The 24,964-nt window shown below is 73.5% G+C and carries 5 protein-coding genes; 4 read left to right on the top strand and 1 reads right to left on the bottom strand.

Annotation, left to right across the window (positions count from 1 at the left end):
- Nucleotide 1: 1 nt before the first annotated feature.
- Nucleotides 2-21,208, bottom strand: a complete 21,207-nt coding sequence (locus ACQP2H_RS20420; protein ID WP_433228505.1) for a non-ribosomal peptide synthase/polyketide synthase — start codon at nt 21,206-21,208, stop codon at nt 2-4.
- Between the two features lie 193 nt (nt 21,209-21,401).
- Between ACQP2H_RS20420 and ACQP2H_RS20425 the strand changes: the two genes are divergently transcribed.
- The 4 genes from ACQP2H_RS20425 to ACQP2H_RS20440 all read left to right on the top strand — a co-directional run bounded on the left by ACQP2H_RS20425 (nt 21,402) and on the right by ACQP2H_RS20440 (nt 24,951).
- Nucleotides 21,402-22,373 carry a glycosyltransferase family 2 protein gene (locus ACQP2H_RS20425; RefSeq protein ID WP_433228507.1) on the top strand — a complete coding sequence of 324 codons (972 nt, stop codon included), beginning with the start codon at nt 21,402-21,404 and terminating at the stop codon, nt 22,371-22,373.
- Nucleotides 22,370-22,885, top strand: coding sequence for a flavin reductase family protein (locus ACQP2H_RS20430; protein WP_219463566.1), 516 nt, complete (start codon nt 22,370-22,372; stop codon nt 22,883-22,885). The genes ACQP2H_RS20425 and ACQP2H_RS20430 overlap by 4 nt, the downstream gene beginning before the upstream one ends.
- An 810-nt stretch (nt 22,886-23,695) precedes the next feature.
- Nucleotides 23,696-24,403 carry a hypothetical protein gene (locus ACQP2H_RS20435; protein WP_357537649.1) on the top strand — a complete coding sequence of 236 codons (708 nt, stop codon included), beginning with the start codon at nt 23,696-23,698 and terminating at the stop codon, nt 24,401-24,403.
- Nucleotides 24,400-24,951, top strand: coding sequence for a hypothetical protein (locus ACQP2H_RS20440; RefSeq protein WP_357537651.1), 552 nt, complete (start codon nt 24,400-24,402; stop codon nt 24,949-24,951). Before ACQP2H_RS20435 ends, ACQP2H_RS20440 begins: the two co-directional genes overlap by 4 nt.
- Nucleotides 24,952-24,964 lie beyond the last annotated feature (13 nt).

A 24,964-nucleotide genomic window follows, 5' to 3' on the forward strand; every position in this document is an offset into this window, starting at 1 on the left:
ACTACTCCAAATCCGAGTCGAATGCTGATTCGAACTCTTCGATCTCGTTCTGTGTCAGGCCTATAAGGCCCACGTCATGCGGGGTGAGACCGCCGGCGTCGGGCCGCTGCGCCCAGGCCGCGAGACCGCCCAGAGCGCTGATCCAGAGGTCGGCGAGCGCGGCCGTCTCCGCTTCGGTGAGCACATCGCCGGCCCAGGTGAAGGTGACGCTCAGGACCGACCCGTCCGCGGTCTCCGAGGTGCCCGCGTTGAGCTCGAGCACGTGCGGCAGCGGAGTGGACGGGTCCTCGCCCGGCGGACGGGGCAGACCATCGGCCACCGCCCAGTCGACGGTCTCGGCGGTGACGAAGCGGCCCAGGTAATTGAAGCCGAGGTCGGCCTCGCCGAGCCCGGCCAGCGCGCTGCGGGTGGCCGGGTTCAGGTGGCGCAGCAGGCCGTAGCCGATGCCCTTGTCGGGGACCGCCAGCAGCTGTTCCTTGACCGCCTTGAGCAGGGCGCCCGCGGCGGGTCCGCCGGCCAGCGCGGCGGCGGTGTCGAAGCCGCGCGGGTCCAGGGCGACCGGGTGCATCGCGGTCAGCCAGCCGATGGTCCGGGACAGGTCGATGCCGCCGCCCGGGCCGCCGGTGCGGCCGTGCCCCTCCAGGTCGATCACCACCGGGCCGTCCCCGCGCCACCGCGCCACCGCCACCGTGAGCGCGGTGAGCAGCACGTCGTCCACGCCCGCGCCGACCGCGGCCGGCACGGTGGTGAGCAGGGTCCGGGTGAGCTCCGAGGGGACGGTACGGGTCAGCCGCCCGGCCGTGGCGTAGGTGTCGGCCCGGCTCAGCGGACGCCGGCCGATTCCGCGCCGGTCGCCGGAGAGCACCCCGGTCCAGTGCGTGAGCTCGGCGGTCCGGGACGGACTGATGGCCTCCGCGGCCAGCGCGTGCGACCAGCGGCGCAGCGAGGCCGGCACCGGGGCCAGCGACACCTCCCGACCGGCCTGCACGGCCTGCCACGCCTCCAGCAGGTCGGGCATCAGGATCCGCCAGGAGACGCCGTCCACGGCGAGGTGGTTCACCGCCAGGACCAGCACGCCGGGCCGGTCAGCCCGGTCCAGCCAGGCAACCTGCAGCATCACCCCGTCGGCGGGGCGCAGCCTGCCGACCGCGGCACGGCCCTCCCGGTCGACGGCGGCGGACAGCTCGTCGTCGTCCAGGCCGGAGGCGTCGACGCGGTGTACGCACCCCTCGGCCCGCACCGAGCCCGGATCGGGCACCTCGCAGCGCCAGGTGGTGGCGTCCCCCGGATCGACGGCGTCCACCCGCATCCGCAGGCTGTCGTGCCGGTCCAGGACCGCCTGCAGCAGAGCGTGCAGGGTGGCCAGGTCGAGTCCGGCCGGCGACCGCACCAGCGTGGACTGGTTGAACGCCTCCAGCGGCGCGGCCCGGTCGGCGAGCCAGTGCATCATCGGCGACGGCACGACGTCGCCGACGCCGACATCCGGGGTGTCCGGCTCGCCGTCGTCCGTGCCGGCCACCGTGGCCAGATCGGCGACAGTGCGATGCCGGAACACGTCGGCCGCGGTGATCCGCAGCCCGGCCCGGGTGGCCCGGCTGACCAGCTGGATGGCCATGATGCTGTCGCCACCGAGGTCGAAGAACGCGTCGTCGGGGCCGACCTCGGGGAGCCGGAGCACCTCGGCGAAGAGCTCGGTGAGGATCCGCTCGACCGAGGAGCGCGGCGCCCGGGCCGTCTCGCCAGTGGTGAACACCGGTGCCGGCAGTGCCCGCCGGTCGACCTTACCGAGCCCGGTGAGCGGCAGTTCCGGCAACTCGACCAGGACCGGTACGGCGTAGTCGGGCAGGACCGCGCGCAGGTGCTCCCGGGCCCGTTCGGTGTCGTAGCCGTCGACCGGGACGACGTACGCGACCAGGCGCTTCTCACCCGGCCGGTCCTCGCGCAGCAGGACGGTCGAGGTGCCGACACCACCGGCACCGGCCACCGCGGCCTCCACCTCACCCAGCTCGATCCGGAACCCGCGCAGCTTCACCTGGTCGTCGATGCGGCCGACGAAGTCGATCTGTTCGTCGCGGGTCCATCGGGCCAGGTCGCCGGTGCGGTACATCCGGGCGCCGGGCGCGCCGTACGGGTCGACCACGAACCGTTCCGCGGTGAAACCGGGCCGGTCCCAGTAACCGCGGGCCAGGCCGTCCCCGGCCAGATAGAGCTCACCGGTGGTGCCGGGCGGCACCAGCCGCAGGCGGTCGTCGAGCACGTAGTGGCGCAGGTTGTCCAGGGAACGGCCGATCGGCACGGTGGTCGCCCACTCCCGCTCGGTCTCCGGATCGGCCCGGTAGACCAGCGCGAACACGGTCGTCTCGGTCGGGCCGTAGCCGTTGACGATGCGGCAGCCGGGCGCGTGCTTGTGCAGCCGCCGGACCGAGCCCGGGGTGGTCACGTCGCCGCCGGCGCTGAGCTGGCGGACCCGGCGGAACGCCTCCGGCGCCTCCTGCGCCATGACGCGGACCAGTCCGGACGTCATGAACAGCGAGGTGATGTCGTTGCCCTCGATCAGCTCGCGCAGGGCCGCGACGTCCAGGTCACCGGGCGGGGCGACGACCACGCAGCCGCCGCGCAGCAGCGGCACCCAGAGTTCCAGGACCGAGCCGTCCCAGGCGTGTGGCGAGTGCAGCGGCACCCGGTCCAGCACGTCGTCCCAGAGCCGGTCACCGGCCAGGGTGGCGACATCGCACTGCTGGACGGCCACCCCCTTGGGCTCCCCGGTCGAGCCGGAGGTGAACATGACGTACGCCAGCTGCAGCGGCGCCACCACCACACCGGTCGGGCTCGCGTCGCCACCGGTCCAGCCGGTCTCGTCGATCGTCATCACCGCCGCCGCGACGCCCAGGCTCTCCGCCCGGGCCCGGCCGGGCCGGTCGGTGACCAGCAGCGGGGCCTCCACCTGCCGGTCGAGCAGCGCGGCGAGCCGGTCATCCGGGTAGGTGGGGCTGAGCGGCACGTAGACGCCACCGGCCTTGAGGATCGCCAGCAGGGTCACGATCAGGTCGAGGGAGCGTTCCATCAGCACACCGACCCGGGTCTCCGTGGTCACGCCGCAGGCGATCAGGCGGTGGGCGAGGCGATTCGTGGCGGCGTCGAGCTCGGCGTACGTGAGGACCCGCTCGCCGAACCGCACGGCGGGCATCGCCGGCGTGGCCCGGACCTGTGCGGCGAAGAGGTCCGGGATCGACCCGCTCAAGGTCGGCTGCCCGGTGTCCAGCAGGCCGACCAGCAACCGGTCGCGCTCGCCGCCGACAAGCGTCTCCAGGCCGGAGATCGCCGCGTCGGGCCGGCGGGTCGCCTGCTCGAGGACACCGAGGAAGCGCTGCGTCAGCGTCTCGACGGTCGTGACGTCGAAGAGGTCGGCGCTGTACTCGACCGCACCGGTCTCACCGACCAGGGTGACCATCAGGTCGAACTTGACGTGCTGCGGCCCGACGTGATCGGTGGTGACGACGAGGCCGGGCAGCTCGGCGACCGCTTCGGCGGCCTCGGCTCCCGCGGTGTCCACCGTCAGAACGGTCTGGACGAGCGGGTGGCGTCCGGTGACCCGGGCCGGGCGCAGCGCCTCGACGAGCCGCTCGAACGGGACGTCCTGATGCTCGTACGCGGCAAGATCGGTCTCCCGGACCCGGCCGACCAACTCGGCGAAACTCGGATCACCGGAGACGTCGGTCCGCAACACCAACGTGTTGACGAAGAACCCGACCACCTCGGCCAGCGCCTCGTCCACCCGACCGGCCACCGGCGTACCGATCGGCACGTCAGCCCCGGCTCCCAGCCGCGACAACGTCACCGCCAGCGCCGCCTGCACCACCATGAACGGCGTGGCGCCGAGCCGGGCGGCCAGGCCGGCGATCCGGTCGTGCACCCCGGCCGGCAGGGTGAACGTGCTCCTTCCGGCCCGCTGCGGCCCGTCGAGCGGCCGGGATCGGTCGACCGGCAGGGCCAGCTCGTCCGGCAGCCCGGCCAGCGCCGACCGCCAGTAGTCGAGCTGCTCCTCCTCGTCGCCGGCGACCGCTCGCTGCCAGAGCGCGTAGTCGGCGTACTGCACCGTCAGCGCCGCCCACCCGGGCGCCCGGCCGGCCAGCCGCGCGGTGTACGCGGTCACCAGGTCCCGGGCCAGCACCGGCATGGACGCGCCGTCGCCGGCGATGTGGTGCACCACCACGAGCAGCTGGTGGTCGCGCTCCCCAGCCCGCCCCAACCGGGCCCGGATCGGCAGGTCGGTGGTCAGGTCGAACGGCTCGGCCGCCGCCTCCCGCAGGGCCGCGACGGGCACCACTGGCAGCGCGGGCCGGGCCGCTTCGGCCGGCACCACCACCTGGTAGGCGTCGTCGCCGGAGCCGGCCACCAGGGTGCGCAGGCTCTCGTGGCGGGACACCACGTCGGCGAGGGCCGCGGTCAGGGCGGCGACGTCGAGGTCGCCGCCCAGGCGCAGCAGCACCGGAATGTTATAGGTGGCGTCCGGGCCGCCCAGCTCGTGCATCAGCCACAGCCGCCGCTGCGCGGCGGAGAGCGGCAGCCGGTCCGGGCGCTCGGCCGGGGTGACCGGCGGCCGGGTGGTCCGGGCCGCGCCGCCCAGCACGGCGTCCAGGCCGGCCACGGTCGGCTCCTCGAACAGTTGCCGCACGCTGACCTCGACGCCGAGGACGGCCCGGATCCGGGCGACCAGGCGGGTGGCCGACAGCGAGTGCCCGCCGAGGGCGAAGAAGTCGTCCTCGGCCCCGACCGAGGGCACGCCGAGGATCTCGGCGAACGCCTCGGCGAGCAGCCGCTCGCGCGGCGTGCGGGGTTCGCGGCGGGTCGCGGTGGAGACGTGCACCGGCGCCGGCAGCGCCCGCCGGTCGAGCTTGCCGTTGGAGGTGAGCGGGATGGCGCTCAGCTCCACGAAGGCGGAGGGGACCATGTAGTCCGGCAGCGCCTCGCCGAGAGCGTGCCGCAGCTGGTCCGTGTCGCACTCGCCGACCAGGTAGGCGACCAGGCGCTGGTCGCCGGGCTGGTCCTCGCGGACGACGACTACGGCTTGGGCGACACCGGGCTGGGCGGCCAGCACCGTCTGGATCTCGCCGAGCTCGATCCGGAAACCGCGGATCTTCACCTGGTCGTCGATCCGGCCGAGATACTCCAGCGTGCCGTCGGCCCGCCAGCGGGCCAGGTCGCCGGTGCGGTACATCCGGGTGCCGGGGGCACCGAACGGGTCGGCGACGAACCGGATCGCGGACAGGCCCGGGCGGTTGAGGTATCCGCGGGCCAGGCCGGCGCCGGAGACGTACATCTCGCCGGCGACCCCGGCCGGCACCGGCTGCAGTCCCTCGTCGAGGACGTACATGCCGAGGTCCGGGATGCCGACGCCGATCAGGCTGGCCGCCTGCTCGGCCGCGGTGCGCTCGGTCAGCGGCTGGTAGGTCACGTGGACCGTGGTCTCCGTGATGCCGTACATGTTGACCAGTACCGGCGCGTCGTCCGCGTGCCGTTCGTACCAGCCGGAGAGACGGCCGAGGTCGAGCGCCTCCCCACCGAAGATCACGTAGCGCAGCGCGAGATCGGCGCCGCCGACCTCCCGGTCAGCCTGCATCAGCTGGTAGAAGGCGGACGGGGTCTGGTTGAGCACGGTGACCCGTTCCCGGCTGAGCAGGTCGAGGAAGTCCGCCGGGCTCCGGCTGGTGTCGTACGGAACCACGACGAGGCGGCCGCCGTGCAGCAGCGGGCCCCACAGCTCCCAGACCGAGAAGTCGAACGCGTACGAGTGGAACAGCGTCCAGGTGTGCGTCTCGTCGAAGCCGAACCAGTGCGCGGTCTGCCGGAACAGCCGCAGCACGTTGGCGTGGGTGACCGCCACGCCCTTGGGGGTGCCGGTGGAGCCGGAGGTGTAGATGACGTACGCCGGGTGTTCGGCGGCCGGCTCAGTCACCGGCGGGGTGTCCGGCAGCCCGGTCAGGTCCACGTCGTCGAGCAGCACCCACCGCACGTCCCCGGCGTCGATGCGGGACCGAACGCCGGCGGTGCCGACGATCAGCGCCGGCTGCGCGTCGGCCAGCATGAACGCAATGCGGTCGGCCGGGTAACCGGGGTCGATCGGCAGGTAGGCGGCGCCGGACTTGAGCACCGCCAGGATGGCGACGACCAGCTCGGTACGGCGCGGCAGGGCCAGCGCGACAAAGCGCTCGGGGCCGGCCCCGTGCCGGGCGAACAGGTGGGCCAGCCGGTTCGCGGCGGCGTCCAGTTCCGCGTACGTCAACTCGCCGTCCTCGCCGGTCACCGCGACCGCGTCCGGGTGCCGTCGCGCCGCCGCCTCGAACTCGCGCACCAGGTTCCGCTGGGCGCCGGCCGGGACCGGCTGTTCCGGGGCGGGCCGGCTCCACGATCCGAGGATGCAAGCACGCTCCTGCGCGTCGAGCAGGTCGATGCGGCTGATCGGCTCCTCGGGGCGGGTCAGGGCCGCGTCCAAGACCCGGATCAGCCGGGCGGCGAGCCGGGCGGCGGTGTCCGGGTCGAACATCTCGGCGCTGTACTCCAGGACCCCGGCCACCTCCCCGGCGTCGCCTGCGGTGAGGTGGAAGACCAGGTCGAACTTGGCGGTCCGCAGATCGACGGTCACCGGCGTGACGGCCAGGCCGGGCATCGCGCCGAGGGCGGCGAGCGCGGCCGGCTGCCCGTCACTCCAGTCGAGAACGGTCTGGACGAGCGGGTGGCGTCCGGTGACCCGGGCCGGGCGCAGCGCCTCGACGAGCCGCTCGAACGGGACGTCCTGATGCTCGTACGCGGCAAGATCGGTCTCCCGGACCCGGCCGACCAACTCGGCGAAACTCGGATCACCGGAGACGTCGGTCCGCAACACCAACGTGTTGACGAAGAACCCGACCACCTCGGCTAGCGCCTCGTCCACCCGACCGGCCACCGGCGTACCGATCGGCACGTCAGCCCCGGCTCCCAGCCGCGACAACGTCACCGCCAGCGCCGCCTGCACCACCATGAACGGCGTGGCCCGCAGCGCCCGTGCGGCGCCACGCAGCCGCTCGTGCAGGTCGGCGGGGAGGGTGAACTCGGCCCGGCCACCTCGGCCGGCGCTGCCGGACGGGCGCGGCCGGTCGACCGGCAGGGCCAGCTCGTCTGGCAGCCCGGCCAGCGCCGACCGCCAGTAGTCAAGCTGGTCGTCGGCTTCACTGGTCATCTCCAGCTGCCAGAGCACGTAGTCGGCGTACTGGACCGGCAGCGGCGCCCAGTCTGGCTCACCGCCGCGGGTGCGGCCGGTGTAGGCGGTGGCCAGGTCGGCGGCGAGCGGCTGGACCGAGCCGGCGTCACCGGCCACGTGGTGCAACAGCAGGAGCAGGACGTGCTCCCGGTCGCCGGTCCGGAACAGCGAGACCCGCAGCGGCGTCTCGGCGGACAGGTCGAACCGGTACGCGGCGGCCTCGGCGAGCACGGCCGGAAGGTCGGCCGGGCTCACCTCGCCCGTCTCGAACGGCGTCGGCCGGTCCACGAGGATCTGGTACGGCCCGTCGGTGTCGTCGGCCAGCACGGTCCGCAGCGTCTCGTGCCGCTCGACCAGGTCGGTCACCGCCTGACGCAGCGCGGCGACGTCGAGGTCGCCGTGCAGGCGCAGGGCGGCGGCGATGTTGTAGGCCGGGCTGGGGCCCTCCATCTGGTGCAGGAACCAGAGGCGACGCTGGGCCGCGGAGAGCGGCAGCCGGTCCGGCCGGGTCCGCAGGCGGACCGGGGGCCGGCCGGTCGCGGCGCCGTCCAGTAGGGTCGCGATCCCGGACGCGGTCGGCGTCTCGAAGAGCTGCCGGACGGTGACCTCGACGCCGAACAGCACCCGGATCCGGGCGACCAGCCGGGTGGCGGTCAGCGAGTGGCCGCCGAGCGCGAAGAAACTCTCGTCGGGTCCGACTCGCGGCACGCCGAGCACCTCGGCGAAGGCGTCGCAGAGCAGCGCCTCGCGCGGGGTGGCCGGTTCCCGGCCGGTGCCGGCCGGGCCGGCCAGCACCGGCGAGGGCAACGCCTTCCGGTCCACCTTGCCGTTCGGGGTGACGGGGAGCTGGTCGAGGACCATCACCACGGCCGGGACCATGTAGTCGGGAACGCCGGCGGCGACGTGCTCGTGTACGGCCGCCGGTTCGGCCGTGCCGGTCACGTAACCGACCAGGTGCCGGTCGCCGAGCCGGTCCTCGCGCACCACCGCGACTGCGGCGGTCACCCCGGGATGCCCGGCCATCAGGGCCTCGACCTCACCCAGCTCGATCCGGTGGCCACGCAGCTTCACCTGGTCGTCGCTGCGCCCGCGGAACTCCAGCTCGCCGTGGCCGGTCCAGACCGCCACGTCGCCGGTGCGGTACATCCGGGCGCCGGGCGGACCGGCCGGGTCGGCGACGAACCTCTCCGAGGTCAGCGCGGAGCGGCCGTGGTAGCCACGGGCCAGGCCGTGGCCGGAGACGTAAAGGTCACCGACCACGCCGGGCGGCACCGGCTGCAGGTGCGGGTCGAGCAGGTAGACCCGGGCGTTGACGATCGGCCCGCCGATGGTCGGCGTGTCCGGGCCGGCCAGCGGCGTGCTCATGGTGGCGCAGACCGTCGTCTCGGTCGGCCCGTACGCGTTGATCATGCGACGGCCGGACGACCACTGGGCGACGATGCCGCCCGGGCAGTGCTCACCGGCCACCGCGAGCGAACGGACGCCGGGCAGCGAGTCCGGGTCCAGCTCGGCCAGGAGCACCGGTGGCAGGGTGACGTGACTGACCCGCTGGGCGGTGATCAGGTCGACCAGGGGTGCCTTCGGCAGCAGCCGGGCCTTCGGCGCGACCACCAGGCAGGCTCCGGAGAGGAGCGTGACGGCCACCTCGGAGACGGCGGCGTCGAAGCTGGGCGAGGCGAACTGCAGCACCCGGCTGTCCGGCCGCACGTCGAATCGCTCGCGTTGCGCCTCGACCAGGGAGTCGATGCCGCGATGCGAGACCACCACGCCCTTCGGGCGCCCCGTGGAGCCGGAGGTGTAGATGACGTACGCAGGATGATCGGCTCGCAGGCCGGGCTCGGTCCACGGGGCGGAACTCGCGTCCAGGCCCGCGATGCTCTTCTCGGTGATCACCACATCCGGCGCCGCGTCCCGCAGGATGTAGGCGATCCGCTCGGCCGGGTACTCCGGGTCGACCGGCACGAATGCCGCCCCGGCCAGGACCACCGCGTGCATGGCGGTGATCAGCTCGATCGACCGCGGCAGCAGGACGGCCACCCGGCGCTCGGGGCCGGCGCCGGCTGCTGCCAGCGCTCCGGCCCAGGCCGTGGCGCGCCCGGCCAGTTCACCGAAGGTGACCTCGACGCCCTCGAAGGCCAGCGCCGGGGCGTCCGGCGTCCGGCGGGCCTGGGCCAGGAACTCCACCGGCCACAGTCCGGTGGCCTCCGGGACCGGCCGGCCCTGCTGGCGGGGATCGTCCCGCCCGACCAGGCCGACCGCGCCGACCGGCGTCTCCGGGGCCAGGGCGACGACGTCGAGCAGTTCGCCAAGCCAGCGGGCGACCAGAGCGGCCCGCTCGGCCGGCACCACGTCCGGCCGGTGGTGCAGGCGGAGGTCAAGTCCGCCACCGAGCCGGGGCGCGGCCTCCAGCGCGAGGGCGTAGTGCGGCGCCGAGTGGTGGGCGATGTCGCCGATCTCCAGGCCGGCGCCGCGGGCGTACGCCCGGATCGCCTCCGGGTCGAACGGGTAGTTCTCGAACACCATGGCCGTGTCGAACAGCTCGTCGGCCCCGGCCGCCCGCTGGATCTCGGCCAGGCCGAGGTGCTGGTGCTCCAGCAGGGTGACCTGCTCGCGCTGCAGCCGGCGGGCGAACGCGGCGAGGCTCTCCCCGGCGTCGAGGCGGGCACGCAGCGGCAGGGTGTTGATGAACAGGCCGACCATCTCGTCCACGCCGGGCAGCTCCGGCGGGCGACCGGCCACCGTCATACCGGTGACCACGTCGTCCCGGCCGGTGAGCCGGGCCAGCAGCAGCAGCCAGACGGTCTGCAGCACGGTGCCGGGGGTGACGCCCAGGGCGCGCGAGGTGACGTCCAGCGGGACCGGCCCGGCGTAGGAGACGTCGATGCGGGCCGGTTCGGCGACGCCGGGCGCGGCGGCGACGAGCGTCGGATCCTCGAGCCCGTCGAGGGCGGTGCGCCAGGCGGCCAGGGCGGCGGGCCGGTCCCGCCCGGCCAACCAGGCGAGCTGAATCGCGTACGGCCGCGGCGCCGCCAGCGGTTCACCGCGGTAGAGGGCGAGCAGCTCGCGCACGATGATCGGCACCGACCAGCCGTCGCGTACCGCGTGGTGACCGGTGATCGCCAGCCGCCACCGCCCCTGCGCCAGACTGATCAGCGTGAATCGGATCAGCGGCGGCCGGCCCAGGTCGAAGCGCCGGTCCCGTTCGGCGGCCAGCACCGCGTCCGGTGAGCCGGTGTGCACGCTGAAGTCCAGCGGCGGGTCGGCCAGCACGACCTGCACCGTGGTGCCCTTGACGGTGAGCCGAAATCCGGAGCGCAGGGCGGTGTGCCGCCGCACCACCTCGGTCGCGGCCGTCCGCAGCCGCGCCACGTCCAGGTCCCCGTCGATATCGGCGACGAGCTGGGTGAGGTACGGGTCGCGCTCCCCCTCCTGGTGGGCGCTGTGGAAGACCAGGCCCTCCTGCAGCGGGGCGAGCGGTAGCAGCGCCGCGACGTCGCCCGCCGCCTCCAGCTCGTCGATCTCCGCCTGGGTCAGCCGGACGAGCAGGTCGGATGGGGTGTGCCCGGCCCGCGGCGGGGCCGCGGCGAGCGCCCGGAGCGCGGTGAACCACAGGTCGGCGAGTCGTTCCATCCGCTCGTCGTCGAGCGCCGCGCCGGCCCAGGTCCAGGTCGCGACGAGTTCGGGGCCGTCCGGGCCCTCGTGGGTGGCGGCGTTCAGCTCGACCAGGTGCCCGAGGGCGCGTTCCGGGTCGTCGGGCGCGCCCGGATGCGCATCCAGGGCGAACTCTCCGGCCTCGCCGGTGGTGAGCCGGCCCAGGTAGTTGAAGGCGAGCCCGGGGTGGCCGCGATCAGCGAACTCCGGCGCGGTGACCGGGTCGAGGTAACGCGTGACCCCGTACGCGAGATCTTGTTCCCCGGCCGCCCGCAGCTGCTCCTTGACCGTCTTGAGTAGGCCGTGGCCGCCGCGGCCGGCGAGCACGTCGGTGGCCCGGGCCGCGCCCAGCCGCAGCCGGACCGGCTGCACACCGGTGAACCAGCCGACCGTACGGGACAGGTCGGTGCCCGGCACCAGCCAGTCGGCACGGCCATGGCGCTCGGTGTCGACCAGCACGCCGTCGTCGTCGCCGCGCCAGGCCGAGACCGCCACGGCCAGGGCGGTCAGCAGCACGTCGTCGACGTCGCCGTGCACCGCGGCCGGGATCGTGGTGAGCAGGGGCAGAGTCGTGGCGGTGGACAGCCTGCGGGTAAGCCGACCGGCGCCGGCCACGGTGCCGGGGTCGGTGCGGCCCGGGTCGACGGCGAGCCCGGGCTCGTCGTCGAGCAGTGCCAGCCACGGCGCGGCGCCCACGGCCGGCAGCCGCGTCGAGCGCGCCGCCCAGGTCCGGAACGAGGTGGACGCCGGGTCGAGCGGGGCGTCCGGGTCCCGCCAGGCCGCCGCCAGGTCGGGCAGGAGGATCCGCCAGGACACGCCGTCGACGGCCAGGTGGTGAACGACCAGCAGCAGTCGTCCCGGAGCGTTGCCGGCGTCGAACCAGACGGCCCGGACGATCACTCCGGATGCCGGGTCCAGCTCGTCGCGGGCGATTTCACCGGCCGCAGTCAGCTCCGCGTCGGCGCCCGGGCCAGCGATCCGGCGCAGGCAGGTGGTGACGTCCACCGAGCCGGGCGGGGTGATCTCCAGTTCGGTGTCGTCGAGCAGCCGCAGCCGCAGCCGCAGCGCGTGGTGGTGGTCGAGCACGGCCTGCAGGGCGGCGGTCAGCCGGGCCGCGTCGGTCGGCGGGACGGTCACCACGACGGATTGGTGGTAGCGACTGGTCCGGCCCCCGCGTTCGGCCAGCCGCCGCATGATCGGGGTGGCCGGCATCCGCCCGAAGGCGGCGGCGACCGGCTCGGTGAAGGGGGCGGCCGCCTCCGCGGCGACGGCGAGCAGGGCGGCCGCCGTACGGTGCTCGAACACCTGCCGGGCGGTGAAGTGCAGACCGGCCGTGCGAGCCCGACCGACCAGCTGCATCGACATGATGCTGTCCCCACCCAGGGTGAAGAAGTCCTGGTCGGGTCCGACGTCGTCGCGTCCGAGGACCTCGCCGATCAGCCGGCACAGGCGCTGCTCGCCGGGGGTGGCCGGGGCTCGCCCGGACGCCGCCGCGGTGAAGTCGGGCGCCGGCAGGGCGGCCCGGTCGACCTTGCCGTTCGCGGTGGTCGGCAGGTTGGTGAGGGAGACCAGCGCCGACGGTACGAAGTGCTCCGGCAGGGTGGCACGCAGGGCGGCCCGGACGGTGTCGTGCTCGGCGACCCCCACCAGGTAGCCCACCAGCCGGCCGTCGCGGACGGCGGCGACCGCGCGGGTCACGCCGGGCTGACGGCCGAGCGCCGCCTCGATCTCCCCGAGCTCGATCCGGTGTCCACGGATCTTGATCTGCTCGTCCGAGCGACCGAGGTAGACCAGGAGTCCCTCCGGCGTCCAGCGGACCAGGTCGCCGGTGCGGTACATCCGGGTGCCGGGCGCGTCGTACGGGCTGGGTACGAACCGCTCGGCGGTGGCGCGCGGCGCGTTCAAGTAGCCGCGGGCCACCCCGGCGCCGGCCACGTACAGTTCGCCGACAGCGCCGACCGGGACCGGGCACAGGCCACTGTCCAGCACGTACGCGCGGGTGTGGGCGAACGGGCGGCCGATCGGCAGCGGCCCGGGCGGCAGCTGTTCGCCCGGTTCCACCCGGTGGTCGATGCAGTTCACCGTGGTCTCGGTCGGGCCATACGAGTTGATCACTGTGACGTCCGGGTGAGCCTCCCGCCACTCGTGCAGCCCTTCGGCGGTGAGCTGCTCGCCACCGAGCATCAGCAGCCCGGTGGGCGACACGTCGATCCGCTGGTTGACCAGGACCGGCAGGTGGCTCGGGGTGCCCTTGAGGAAGGTCGGCCGCTCGGCCGCGTCGGCGAGCTCGTCGAGCTGCACGCAGCCACCGGTCACCAGCGGGCCGAACAGCCCGGTGACGGTCAGGTCGAAGGCCGGTGAGGAGTGCACCAGGCTGGTACCGCCGACCTCCGGGTACGCCTCGCGGATGCGCAGCAGGTGCGCGGCGAGCGCGTCGTGCGGCACCACCACGCCCTTCGGCACGCCGGTCGAGCCGGACGTGAAGATGACGTAGGCGGCCTGCTCGGGGCCCGGATTCGGGGCCGGGACGGCCGTCGAGCCGGTGGCCAGGCCGGGCAGGTCCGCGGGGCGGATCACCAGGGCCGGGCGGGCCTCGGTGAGGATCCGGTCGATGCGGTCGGCCGGATAGTCCGGGTCGAGGGGCAGATACGCGGCACCCGCGTGGTGCACCGCCAGGAGCGTCGCGACCAAGTCGATGCCGCGCGGCAGCAGGACCGCGACCAGCGACTCCGGTCCGGTGCCGCGGGCCTGAAGTCCGGCCGCCAGTTCCCGGACCCGGGCGTCGAGCTGCCGGTAGGTGAGCACGGCGCCGCCGGAACCGACCGCGGGACGGTCCGGGCCAGCCGCGACCTGCTCGGCAAAGAGCTGCGGCAGGCTGGTGCGGGGCCGCTCCGGAAGGGTGCCGTTCCAGCGGGTCAGCACCCGGTCGCGGTCCTCGTCGCTGATCAGGTCGAGCCGGCCGACGGCGCGGTCCGGCGCCGAACTGAAGGCGCGCAGGGCCCGCAGGAACAGCTCGGTGACGCGGGCCGCGGTGTCCCGGTCGATCTGCGCGGACTGGTGGTGCAGCCGGAACCGGAGCCGCTCGCCGGGCATCGCCATCAGGCCGAGCGCGTAGTGGCTGGCGTCGGTGACCCGGGCGTCGATCAGGCGCAGCCCGGTGGTGGCGGCCAGGTCGTCGAGGGCGTCCTGCTCGAACGGGAAGTTCTCGAAGATGACTGCGGTATCGAAGAGCTCGCCGAGCCTGCGGTCACGCTGAATGGTGGTGAGCGCGACGTGCTGGTGGTCCAGCAGCCTGGCCTGCTCCCCGGCCAGGCGACCGAGCAGGGCGGTGACCGGCTCGGCCGGGTCCAGGCGGACGGCGAACGGCACCGTGTTGATGAAGAGGCCGACCATGTCCTCGGCACCGGCCAGATCGGCCGGCCGCCCGGCGACGGTGATGCCGAAGACCACGTCGTCACGGCCGGTCAGCCGGCTCAGGGCGAGCGCCCACGCCGCCTGCACCAGGGTGTTGAGCGGAACCCGGGCCTCGTGCGCGGCCCGGACCAGTGCCCGCGTCTCGGCCGCCGTCAGCTCGCGGTCCAGGCGGATCGGCTCGCTGTCGGCCGCCGCGGGGGTGCCGGTCCCGAGCAGCGTCGGCCGCTCCACGCCGGCCAGGGCCCGCTGCCACACCCGGGCCGAGCCTTCGTCCCGGGTGGCCAGCCAGTCGAGGTAATCGCGGTAGGGCCGGCGGACCGGCAGTTCGGTGGCGCCGCCGTACAGCTGGAGAAGCTCCCGGACCAGAATCGGCAGGGACCAGCCGTCGGCCACGAGGTGGTGCAGGGTGAGGACGATCGCCCGCTCGGCCAGACCGACCCGGATCAGCGGCGGGTTCGCCAGATCGAACCGCTCGGCCCGATCGTGGTCGAGGAACGCGTCCAGGTCGGTGATCTCGCTCCACGGCAGGGCGGCCGACTCGTGCACCACCTGGGCCGGCTCGGGCAGCCCGGTGGAGACGAACCCGGTGCGCAGCACGGGGTGCCGGTCCAGCAGCGACGAGCAGGCGGCTCGCAGCCGCGCCGCGTCGATCAGCCCGGCGACGTGCAGCACGATCTGGATCAGGTACGGGTCACGCGTACCGCCGTCGTAGGAGCTGTGGAATAGCAGCCCCTGCTGGATCGGCGCGAGCGGCAGCACGTCGGCGACCCCGGGCCGGGCCAGCAGCTCGGCGTGCTCGGCGCGCGGGGCGGCCACCGCGGGTGACTCCGGCGCCGTCCCGCGGTCACGGGTGACCGAGGCCAGCGCGGCCACCGTACGGCGCTCGAAGACGTCTCGGATGGCGAACGTGACACCCCGGACCCGGGCCCGGCTGAGCAGCCGGAAGCAGAGCACACTGTCCCCGCCGAGCGCGAAGAAGTCATCGTCGACACCGACCCGCGGCAGACCGAGCACCTCGGCGTAAAGGTCGCAGAGCAGCTGCTCGCGCGGGTTGTGCGGGGCACGCCCGGCCGATTCGGCCCGCTGCGGCGGGGCGGGCAGCGCCCGCTTGTCGACCTTGCGGTTCGGGGTCAGCGGGATCTCGTCGAGCGGCACCACCACCGCGGGCACCATGTACTCCGGGAGGGTGGCCGCGGCGTGCTCGCGCAGCGCGTCCGGATCGATCGCCGCGTGGGCGCCCACGACGTAGGCGACGAGCTTGCGGTCACCGGCCCGGTCCTCGCGGACCACCGCGACCGCGCGGACCACGACCGGGTGGGTCGCCAGCGCGGCCGCCACCTCGCCCAGCTCGATCCGGAAGCCACGCAGCTTGACCTGGTCGTCGACCCGGCCGAGGAAGTCCAGGCGGCCGTCGGGACGACGCTGGACCAGGTCTCCGGTGCGGTACATGCGAGCGCCGGGCGGGTCGTCCGGCGCGGCGACGAACCTCTCCGCGGTGAGCCCGGCCCGGCCGTGGTAGCCGCGGGCCAACCCGTCCCCGCCGAGGTAGAGCTCGCCCGGGACGCCGGGCGGGACCGGGCGCAGCGCGGTGTCGAGCACCCGGGCGACGGTGTTGAGAACCGGCGTGCCGATGTCCGGCCGGTGGTCGGTGACGACGCCGACGGTCGACCAGACGGTGGTCTCGGTCGGGCCGTACATGTTGAGCACCACGTCAGCCGCGCCGGCCAGCACGGCCGCCAGGTCCGGCGGCAGCGCCTCGCCCCCGACCAGGACCCGCAGCCCCTGCAGCGCCGCCGGGTCCTCCTCGGCCACGGCCCGCCACAGGTTGGGGGTGGCCTGCACGAGCAGGGCCGATCCGGAGCGGCGGGGCCGGCGCAGGGCGGCGCAGAGCGCGACCGGGTCGGTCACGACGTCGCGCGGGGCGAGGACGACGGTGGCGCCGACGAGCAGCGGCAGGAACAGTTCGAGGACCGCGATGTCGAACCCGACGGTGGTGACCGCGAGCAGGTAGTCGCCGGCGGCCAGGCTGGTCCGGTCGATCATCGCGATCAGGAAGTTGTCCATCGCCGCGCGCGGGACGACCACGCCCTTCGGCTTCCCGGTCGAGCCGGAGGTGTAGATCATGTACGCTGCGGCTCCGCCGGGCACGTCGACCCGCACCGGGGCGGTGCCGGTGACCGTGGTGTCCTCGACGTAGAGGCGGGTGACCGGGTGGTCCAGCTCGACCGTACGGTCGGTCAACAGCAGGACCGGCCCGGCATCGGCGAGCATGTAGTCGGCGCGGTCGGCCGGGAACCCGGTGTCGATCGGGACGTAGGCGGCGCCGCAGCGCAGCACCGCCAGCACCGACACCAGCAGGTCGGCCGTGCGGGGCAGGGCGATCGCGACGAACTCACCGGGCTCGACGCCGGCCGCCACCAGGCGCGCGGCCAGCGCGTCGGCACGGTCGTGGAGTTCCCGGTAGGTGAGCGTCGCGTCCGTGGCGACCAGCGCGATCCCGTCCGGGGTCCGTCGGGCCTGCTCGGCGAACCACTGCACGGTGTCGCCGGCCGGCAGCTCCCCGGCCGGTCCGGCGAGCGCGGCCGGGCCGCTCTCGAGCGCGACCGCGCCGAGGGTTCGGGTGGGGTCGTCGGCGACGGCCCGCAGCAGGGTAAGCAGCCAGTCCAGCGCGTGGCCGGCCAGCAGTCCGGTGACCGGCTGGTAGTCCAGGCGCAGACGCAGCTCGTCGCCGGGGAAGGCGTACAGGGCGAGCGGGTAGTGCGTGGCGTCGTCCACGCCGGCGTCAAGAATCCGCAGGTCGTGACCGGCGGCCGCCACCGCGGCGGGATCGGCCGGGAAGTTCTCGAAGATCAGGATGGTGTCGAACAGGTCGGCGCCGCCGGAGGTGGCCCGCTGCACGTCAATCAGCGGCAGGTACTGGTGCTCCAACAGGTCCGACTGCCGGTCCTGGATGTCCCGGGCCAGGCTTTCCAGGGTGTGCTCCGGCCCGACGACGGCGCGCAACGGCACCGTGTTGATGAACAGGCCGGCCATCTCCTCGACGCCGATCAGCTCGGCCGGGCGGCCCGCGACAGTAACGCCGACGACGACGTCGCTCCGGCCAGTGAGCCGGCCGACTACGGCCGCCCAGGCCGTCCGCACGAACGCGTTCACGGTGACGCCGGCGGCCCGAGCGCGGGCGGCCAGGCGGGCGGTCTGCGCGGCGTCCAGGGCGGCGGTCAGCCGCTCCGGGCGCCGCGGGGTGTGCGGCGCGGCGACCCGGGTCGGCTCGGCGCCGGCCAGCGCGGTCGTCCACGCCTGCAGCGAGGACCGCCGATCCCGGCCGGCCAGCCACGCCAGGTAGTCCCGGTAGGGCCGCGGGCCGGCTGCGGGAAGTTCCCCGTGGTACGCCTGGAGCAACTCGCGCAGCAGCACCGGCACCGACCAGCCGTCGAGGACCATGTGGTGACAGGTGATCGTCAGTCGACGACCGCCCTCCGGCAGCGCCTCCAGAGCGGCTCGCAGCAGCGGCGCGACGGTCACGTCGATCGGCCCGCCCGGCTCGTCGTCCCAGGGCACCCCCGGAGCGGTGTGCACGGCCAGCACGGGCCGGCTCAAACCCTCATGGCGTACGGCCGAGCGCAGGACCGGATGCCGGGCGAGGACTGCGGCCAGCGCCCGGCGCAGCGCGGCCGGATCGACGTCGCCGGCCAAGTCGAGGTGGATCCGCATCACGTAGACGTCGTCCTCGGCGTACGCGCTGCGGGCCAGTAGCCCCTCCTGCAGCGGCGTCAGCGGCAGCACCTCCGCGACGCCCGGCTCGGCCAGAACCGCTTCCAGTTCGCCGGCCGGCAGCGGCGCGGGCAGCTCGGTCTCCGCGGTGTGCACCGCGGTGCAGACGCCGACCAGCCGAGCCACCGTACGCAGCCGGAACAGCTGCCGGATGGGCACGTCCACGCCGGCCCGGCGAGCGGCGGCGACCACCCGGGTGGCGAGCAGGGAGTGCCCGCCGAGGGCGAAGAAGTCGTCGTCGATGCCGACCAGGCCACTCTCCAGCACCTCGGCGAAGATCCGGCAGAGGAGCGCCTCCAACTCGGTACGCGGCGCCCGGCTACCGGCCGTCCCGGTGCGCACGGGCGCGGGCAGGGCGCGCCGGTCGAGCTTGCCGTTCGGGGTCAGCGGCAGTACGTCGAGGGCCACGATCGCCGCCGGGACCATGTATTCGGGCAGCCGGTCAGCGATGTGGCGGGTCAGGTCCGCGTCGGTGCCGACCACGTAGGCGACGACCCGCTTGTCGCCGGGCGAGTCCTCGCGCACGATCACGGCGGCGCGCTCCACGGCCGGGTGCGCGGCGAGCACGGCTTCGATCTCGCCGAGCTCGATCCGGTGACCGCGGACCTTGACCTGGTGGTCGACGCGGGAGACGAAGAACAACCGGCCGTCGTCGCCGACCCGCACCAGGTCGCCGGTGCGGTAGAGGCGGCCGGTTCCGTAGGGGTTGGCCACGAACCGCTCGGCGGTCAGCCCCGGCCGGCCCAGGTAGCCGCGGCCCACGTTGCCGCCGCCGATGTAGAGCTCGCCGGCGTGGCCGGGCGGCACCGGTTGCAGGGCCGCGTCGAGCACGTGGACCTGGGTGTTGAGGATCGGCTTCCCCAGGTCGACGGTGCTGCCCCGGACCGCGCCGGCGGTGGCCCAGACGGTGGTCTCCGTCGGGCCGTAGACGTTCGTAACATCGCCTGCCGCGGCGAACAGCCGGGCGGCCAGGTCGTCGGGCAGCGCCTCGCCGCCGGCCAGCACGCGTAGCCTGGCCAGGTCGTCGCCGCCGCCGGCCAGGAACATGTCCCACAGGCTCGGCGTGGCCTGCATGACGGTCACCCGCTCCCGGGCGATAAGGGCACGCAGTTCGCCGGTGTCGAGGACCTGGTCACGAGTGGCGATGGCGGTCGAGGCACCCGACAGCAGCGGCAGGAACAGCTCCAGTACGGCGATATCGAAGCTGATCGTGGTGAGCGCCAGGACCACGTCGGCGCCGGCCAGCGGGAAGCGGACGACCATCGCCTGCAGGAAGTTGGCCAGGTTGGACCGGCTGATCGCGACGCCCTTGGGCCGGCCGGTGGAGCCGGAGGTGTAGATGACGTAGGCGAGGCTCTCCGGCGTCTGCGGCACGCCCGGGCTCCCGGCCGGGTCGGCCGGCACGTCGGACAGCAGCATCACCGGGGTGTCACCGGCTGACGCGGGGCAGGTCGCGTCGTCGGTCAGCAGCAGGGCCGGTCGGGCGTCGGCCAGCACCCCGGCGATCCGGTCGGCCGGGTGCTCCGGATCGAGCGGCAGGTAGGCAGCGCCCGTCTTGAGCACGCCGAGCAGGGCGGCCAGCAGGTCGGCGGACCGAGGCAGGGCGACCGCCACCAGACGCTCCGGGCCGGCGCCGTGCCGCATCAGGGCGTGCGCGATCCGGTTGGCCCGCTCGTCGAGGGCGGCATAGGTCAGGGCCTGCTCACCACGAACCGCAAGGGCGTCAGGGGTGGCCGCCACCTGCCGCTCGAAGCGTTCGACCAGGCCGGCCGGCACCGGGCCGCCCGGGCCACGGCCGAGCCGGAGCAGAACGGTACGGGTGTCGTCGTCGAGCAGATCGGCCGTGCCGATGGGCGCGTCCGGCCGGGCGGCCAGCGAGGCGAGCAGGGTGAGGAAGCGGCGCTGGTGCGCCATCACGTCGGTGTAGCGGTAGGAGCGCGGGTTGCCTGCGAACTCCAGCTGCACGTCGTCCGACGCCGGGTCGCCGAAGCTCTGCAGCATCAGGTCGTTGACCGGCCCGTTGGCCAGCTGAACGCCGGTCGCCACGGTGTCGCCGAAGCTAACCCGGGCGCCGAACGCCATCGCGTTGACGAGCAGGCCGTACAGGGTGCCGGTGGTGCCGGCCCGGCGCAGCTCGGTGTGCATCTCCTCACGGCGGAACCGCTGTGCGCGTAGCGCCTCGCCGAGACGCTCGCGGACCTGGCTCACCACCTCGGCGAAGCTGTCCTGAGCGGTGACCGTCAGCCGCAGCGACACGTCGTTGGCGAGCATGGCCGGGGTGCGCAGCGCGGCCGGGGTGCGGCGGGCGGCGACCGGCAGGCCGATCACGATGTCCGACTCGGAGAGCAGACGGTGCTGGTAGACGGCGGTCGCGGCGGTCATGACGACCGGCCAGCGCTCGACCGCGCTGAGTGCGGCGACCAGGGGTCCGTCGAGCGTGGTCCGGCTGCGCAGGGCGTCCGACGCCGGGGCCGCGGAACGCTCGGCGAGGGCCTGGCCGGCGGTCTCCTCCGCGTACCGGTCCAGCCAGTACCGCCGATCCCGGTGATACTGGTCCGACCCCGGATAGGCGGCCTCCTCGCCGGTGACGGTGCCGAGGCCGTCCCACTTGGGCTCGCCGGCGCCGGCGCCGGACGCCAGCGCCGTGTAGATCTCGGCGAGCCGAGCTACGTACTGGCTCTGTCCGTAGCCGTCCAGCAGGATGTGGTGGTACCGCAGGTAGAACACCCAGCGGGTGTCGCCGAGGCGCAGCAGCGCGTGGTGGAAGAGTGGGCCGGTGGTCAGGTCGGCCGCGGTCGCCCGGTCGTTATCCATCCATTCGATCGCCGCGGAGGCCGGGTCCGGCTCATCTCGCAGATCTAGCACGTCTAGGCCGGCCTCGACCCGTGGGCGGATCAGCTGGTGCACCTCGCCGTCGTCGCCGAAGACCGCGCGCAGCGCCTCGGCCTCCCCGACCGCCCGGTCGACCGCAGCGGCCAGCAGCCGCTCGTCGATCGGCCCGTCGCCGTCGTAGCGCGCGGCGCACTGATACATCGGGCTGTCCGGCTGGAGCCGCTGACCCACCCAGACGCCGAGCTGGGCAGCGGTGACGGGCAGCCGGACGGCTTGCAGGCTGGGGACCTCGGTGACTGCCAATCGACTCACGCTCCATGGGAGGGTTCACGGCTACTCCGCAGAAGCTCGGCCGTCGCACTACCCGGGGCCTATATGGCCGCCACATAGAGCAGGCATAGACGCTCACCTCAGCGTCGGCCGAAACCCGTCCGATGTCTGTGAGGTTTCGTTGCCTGCGACCATCGATATCGTCTGCCCGGCCTTCAACCGATCCGTGGCCATCAAGAACACCATCGATAGCGTCGTGGCGCAGAACATGACGGATTGGCGGCTGCTTGTCGTTTCGGACGGCAGCACCGACGACACCGACGAGGTGGTCCTCTCCTACGCCGACTCCCGCGTGCGGTTGATCCGCACCGAGCGGCATGGCCACCCCGGCGGGCCCCGCAACATCGGCCTGGCCGCGGCGGCCGCCCCGTACATCGCCTATCTGGACAGTGACGACCGCTGGCTGCCGGACCATCTGGCGGTGCTGCGCCGGGAGTTCCACCGTGGCGCGCGGCTGGTGGTCACCGCCAGCATCGGGATGAACGGCCAGGACGAGGAGCAGTACCGCTCCGACCTGCTGAACCACGTGTGGCACCCGGATCTGCAGCTGCTCTGGGCGCTGTACGAGCCGTCCCGCGTCGGGCACGTACGCGGGCTGGCCGAGGCGGCCGGCGGCTGGACCACCGAGCACACCGGCATGGAGGACTGGGATCTCTGGCTGCGGATGGCCGACCAGGGCGAACGCTTTACCACGGTGTCCGACCGGACGGTACTGATGTACCTGTCCGACTCGTCCCGACGCAAGACCATGGACGTCCGGCACCGCATCAAGCTGGGCCGCACCACCAAACCGGAGGCGCTGCTGGCCCGGGTCCGCACCCCGGAGATCCAGCACGAGCTGCGGGCCGCGTTCGCGAAGCAGATGCTGCGCTTCTACGAGTCCAAGGCGCAGGCCGGCGAGTTGGTCTTCCCCGCCGAGGTCTCGGCCGGTGCGGTGCTGGCCCGGGTGACCGAGTTCGTCCGCGAACCGGCGACACCGATGTACCGCGAGCTCAGCATCGACCCGGATGGCACCGTTTACCTGCCGCTCCAGGTCAGCAGCGCCAGCCACGCCGCACGACTGCAAACCTTCCTGCGGGTCCACGACAGCGGCCGGCACCGCATCGTGCGCCGCCTGATCGACGGAGGCAACCGATGACCGGCACCAGTCCGCTGCGCAGCCCGATCGCGCCCGCCGTCGCCTCGTCCGACTTCCGCGCCACCCTCGGTCACTACTGCACCGGCGTCGCGGTGATCGCCGGCTACCACCAGGGCCCGGCCGGTTTCGCCTGCCAGTCCTTCGCCGCGCTCTCCCTGGACCCGCCGCTGGTGACATTCTCGGTGGCCAACACCTCGCGCAGCTGGCCGCGAATCGCCCGCTCGGGCGCGTTCTGCGCCAGCATCCTCGGCGGGCACCAGATCGACACGTGCCGCACCTTCGGCACCCCCGAGGCCGACAAGTTCGGCACCACCGACTGGGCCCTGGCCACCATCACAGGCTCGCCCCGGCTCACCGACGCCATAGCCTGGATCGACTGCGAGGTGACCAACGTCCTGCCCGGCGGCGACCACACCATCGTCATCGGCCGGGTGGTCGCCCTGGACTACACCGGCAGCGACGACCCGCTGGTCTACTACCGCGGCCGCTTCCATACCGACGTCACCCGATGATCCTGTGGCCCGAGCGAAGCGTGGGCGATACAGCCGGCCTGAACCGCCCTCGGCGGCCCGAGTAGACCGAAGCGGGCAGCGCCCAGCACCAACACGACCCGGTACACCAACTTCGAGGGCGTCGTGCAGTCTGCTGGACTCAAGATCGCCGGATCCTGTCTCTGGCGGTACCGCTGCCCCACGGCACGCCTTGCCTCCGGCCTTCGACGAGAGTCACCACCAGCTCCCGTGTTGGCCGCCGCCCCGCCGGTGGGTGGACCGTCGGAAGTCACAGGTGGCGCGCGCCGGTCGACGGGCCCGTACCGGCAGGTGGGTCGGCGTCGGTGGAGAGGTGACTCCATCGAAAGGGCCCGGTCATGGCGAGGTCAGGTGTGATCTTCAAACGGTGTGGGTGCCGAGACGACCAGCGGCGGAGATGGGAGCAGTCTGCCCCCGACTGGGCGATCGTGGCCACGGCACCTGGTACTTCCACTGCTCGGCGAGGAACCCGCCACGCCCGCGACGAATGGTTGACCGCCACGAAGGCGGACCGGACGGCACAGGGCTGGACGGTCGAGCGGTGGCTGCGGTACTGGCTCGACAACCGCACCAAGATCCGCCCCACCACTCGCTTCCACTACACCCGCGACGTCGATACCGTCCTCATCCCCCACCTCGGCCCTCGGACGACAGGGCGAGTTCCTCGGCCCGAGCCCGCTCTGAAACCAGGAAGGTCTTCTCGACGGTGATCGGTGGCAGGTCGGTTGGCCTCGCGGACGTGTCGGGTCGCTTGGCCCACCGGGTGGCCTGCGTGTCTGGTGTGATGTACCGGTGGGGGTGCAGGGCGACAGCGAGTTGACGGTGCTGGTGGATCGGTTGCGGCGGGATCGTCGCCGTGATCCGTACTCGGGCCGGGACGCCTACTCGCGTACGGTGCGGGAGGTCGCCGACCGCTGCGAGGAGTTGATCGACGTGGGTGAGGCGTTGGTCGCGGTGCCGGTGCTGCGCAAGGCGGTCGATCGGATGACGAGCGCCCTGATGTACATGGACAGCTCCTCGGGCGTGCTCGGCAACGACCTCGCGTACCTGATGGAGGTCTACGCCCGGGCGTGTCGGGCCGCGCTGCCGCGGCCGGCAGGGTTGGCGGCGTGGCTGGTGAAGCTGGTGTGTGACGGCCCGGGCTGGCCGGACGTGGTGCTGCGCGAGTGGGCGCCGGCGCTGGGGCCGAAGGGCCTCGCTGAGGTCGCCCGGTTGGTCGACGAGCGTGCCGCCGCCGGGAACGAGCCCGATGGCTGGCATCGGCAGTGGGCGGTGCGGTACCTGCGGGAGCAGATCGCTGAGGTCTCCGGCGACACCGACCGCCACGTACAGGTCCTGGCGGAGCATCTGGTCAGCGCCGACCAGTACGGGCGGATCGTCACGGTGTTGGCGCAGGCGCAGCGCCCCGCCGAGGCGATCGGCTGGGCCCGACGCGGACTCGCCGCTCACCCGTCGGGGCATCAGGCTGTGGCGCTACGGACCTGCTCGTCTGGCTGTTGATCGAGACCGGTGAACCGGAGGCGGCGGTGGCCGAGCGCCGGACGGCGTTCGACGTCCAACCGACGATCGACAACTTCCGGTCACTGCCGGCCACGGTGGCCGACACCGACCGGGACGCCGCGCACACCGAGGCGGCATTGACGGTGGTACGCGAACGCGCCGCAGAGCAGGCGGGATATCTGCCCCACCTGATCGACGTGCTGATCCTCGCCGGTCGTGACGATGAGGCCTGGCACACCGGGCTCACGCGCTGGAACGAGATTCCCACCCAGCAGCGCGTCGAACTGGTGGAGTTGCGGCGGCGCACCCACCCGGCCGAGGTGTGCGAGCCCTACCAGGCGCTCATCGACGCCCAACTGCTGGACCCCTACGACAAACGCCGCTACGACAGGGCGATCACGCTGCTGCGCAACCTGCGCGAGGCGTACGTGGACACCGGTGAGGTCACCTGTTTCGAGGCGTACCTGGAGACGTTGCGCGCAGAACACCGCCGCCGGCCGACGTTCCTGGCCAAGCTCGACGACGCCCGCTTCCAGCCCAGCCGATAGGATGTGCCTGTGG

This window comes from Micromonospora sp. CA-248260, assembly GCF_050942205.1.
Classification (GTDB): Bacteria; Actinomycetota; Actinomycetes; order Mycobacteriales; family Micromonosporaceae; genus Micromonospora; species Micromonospora antibiotica.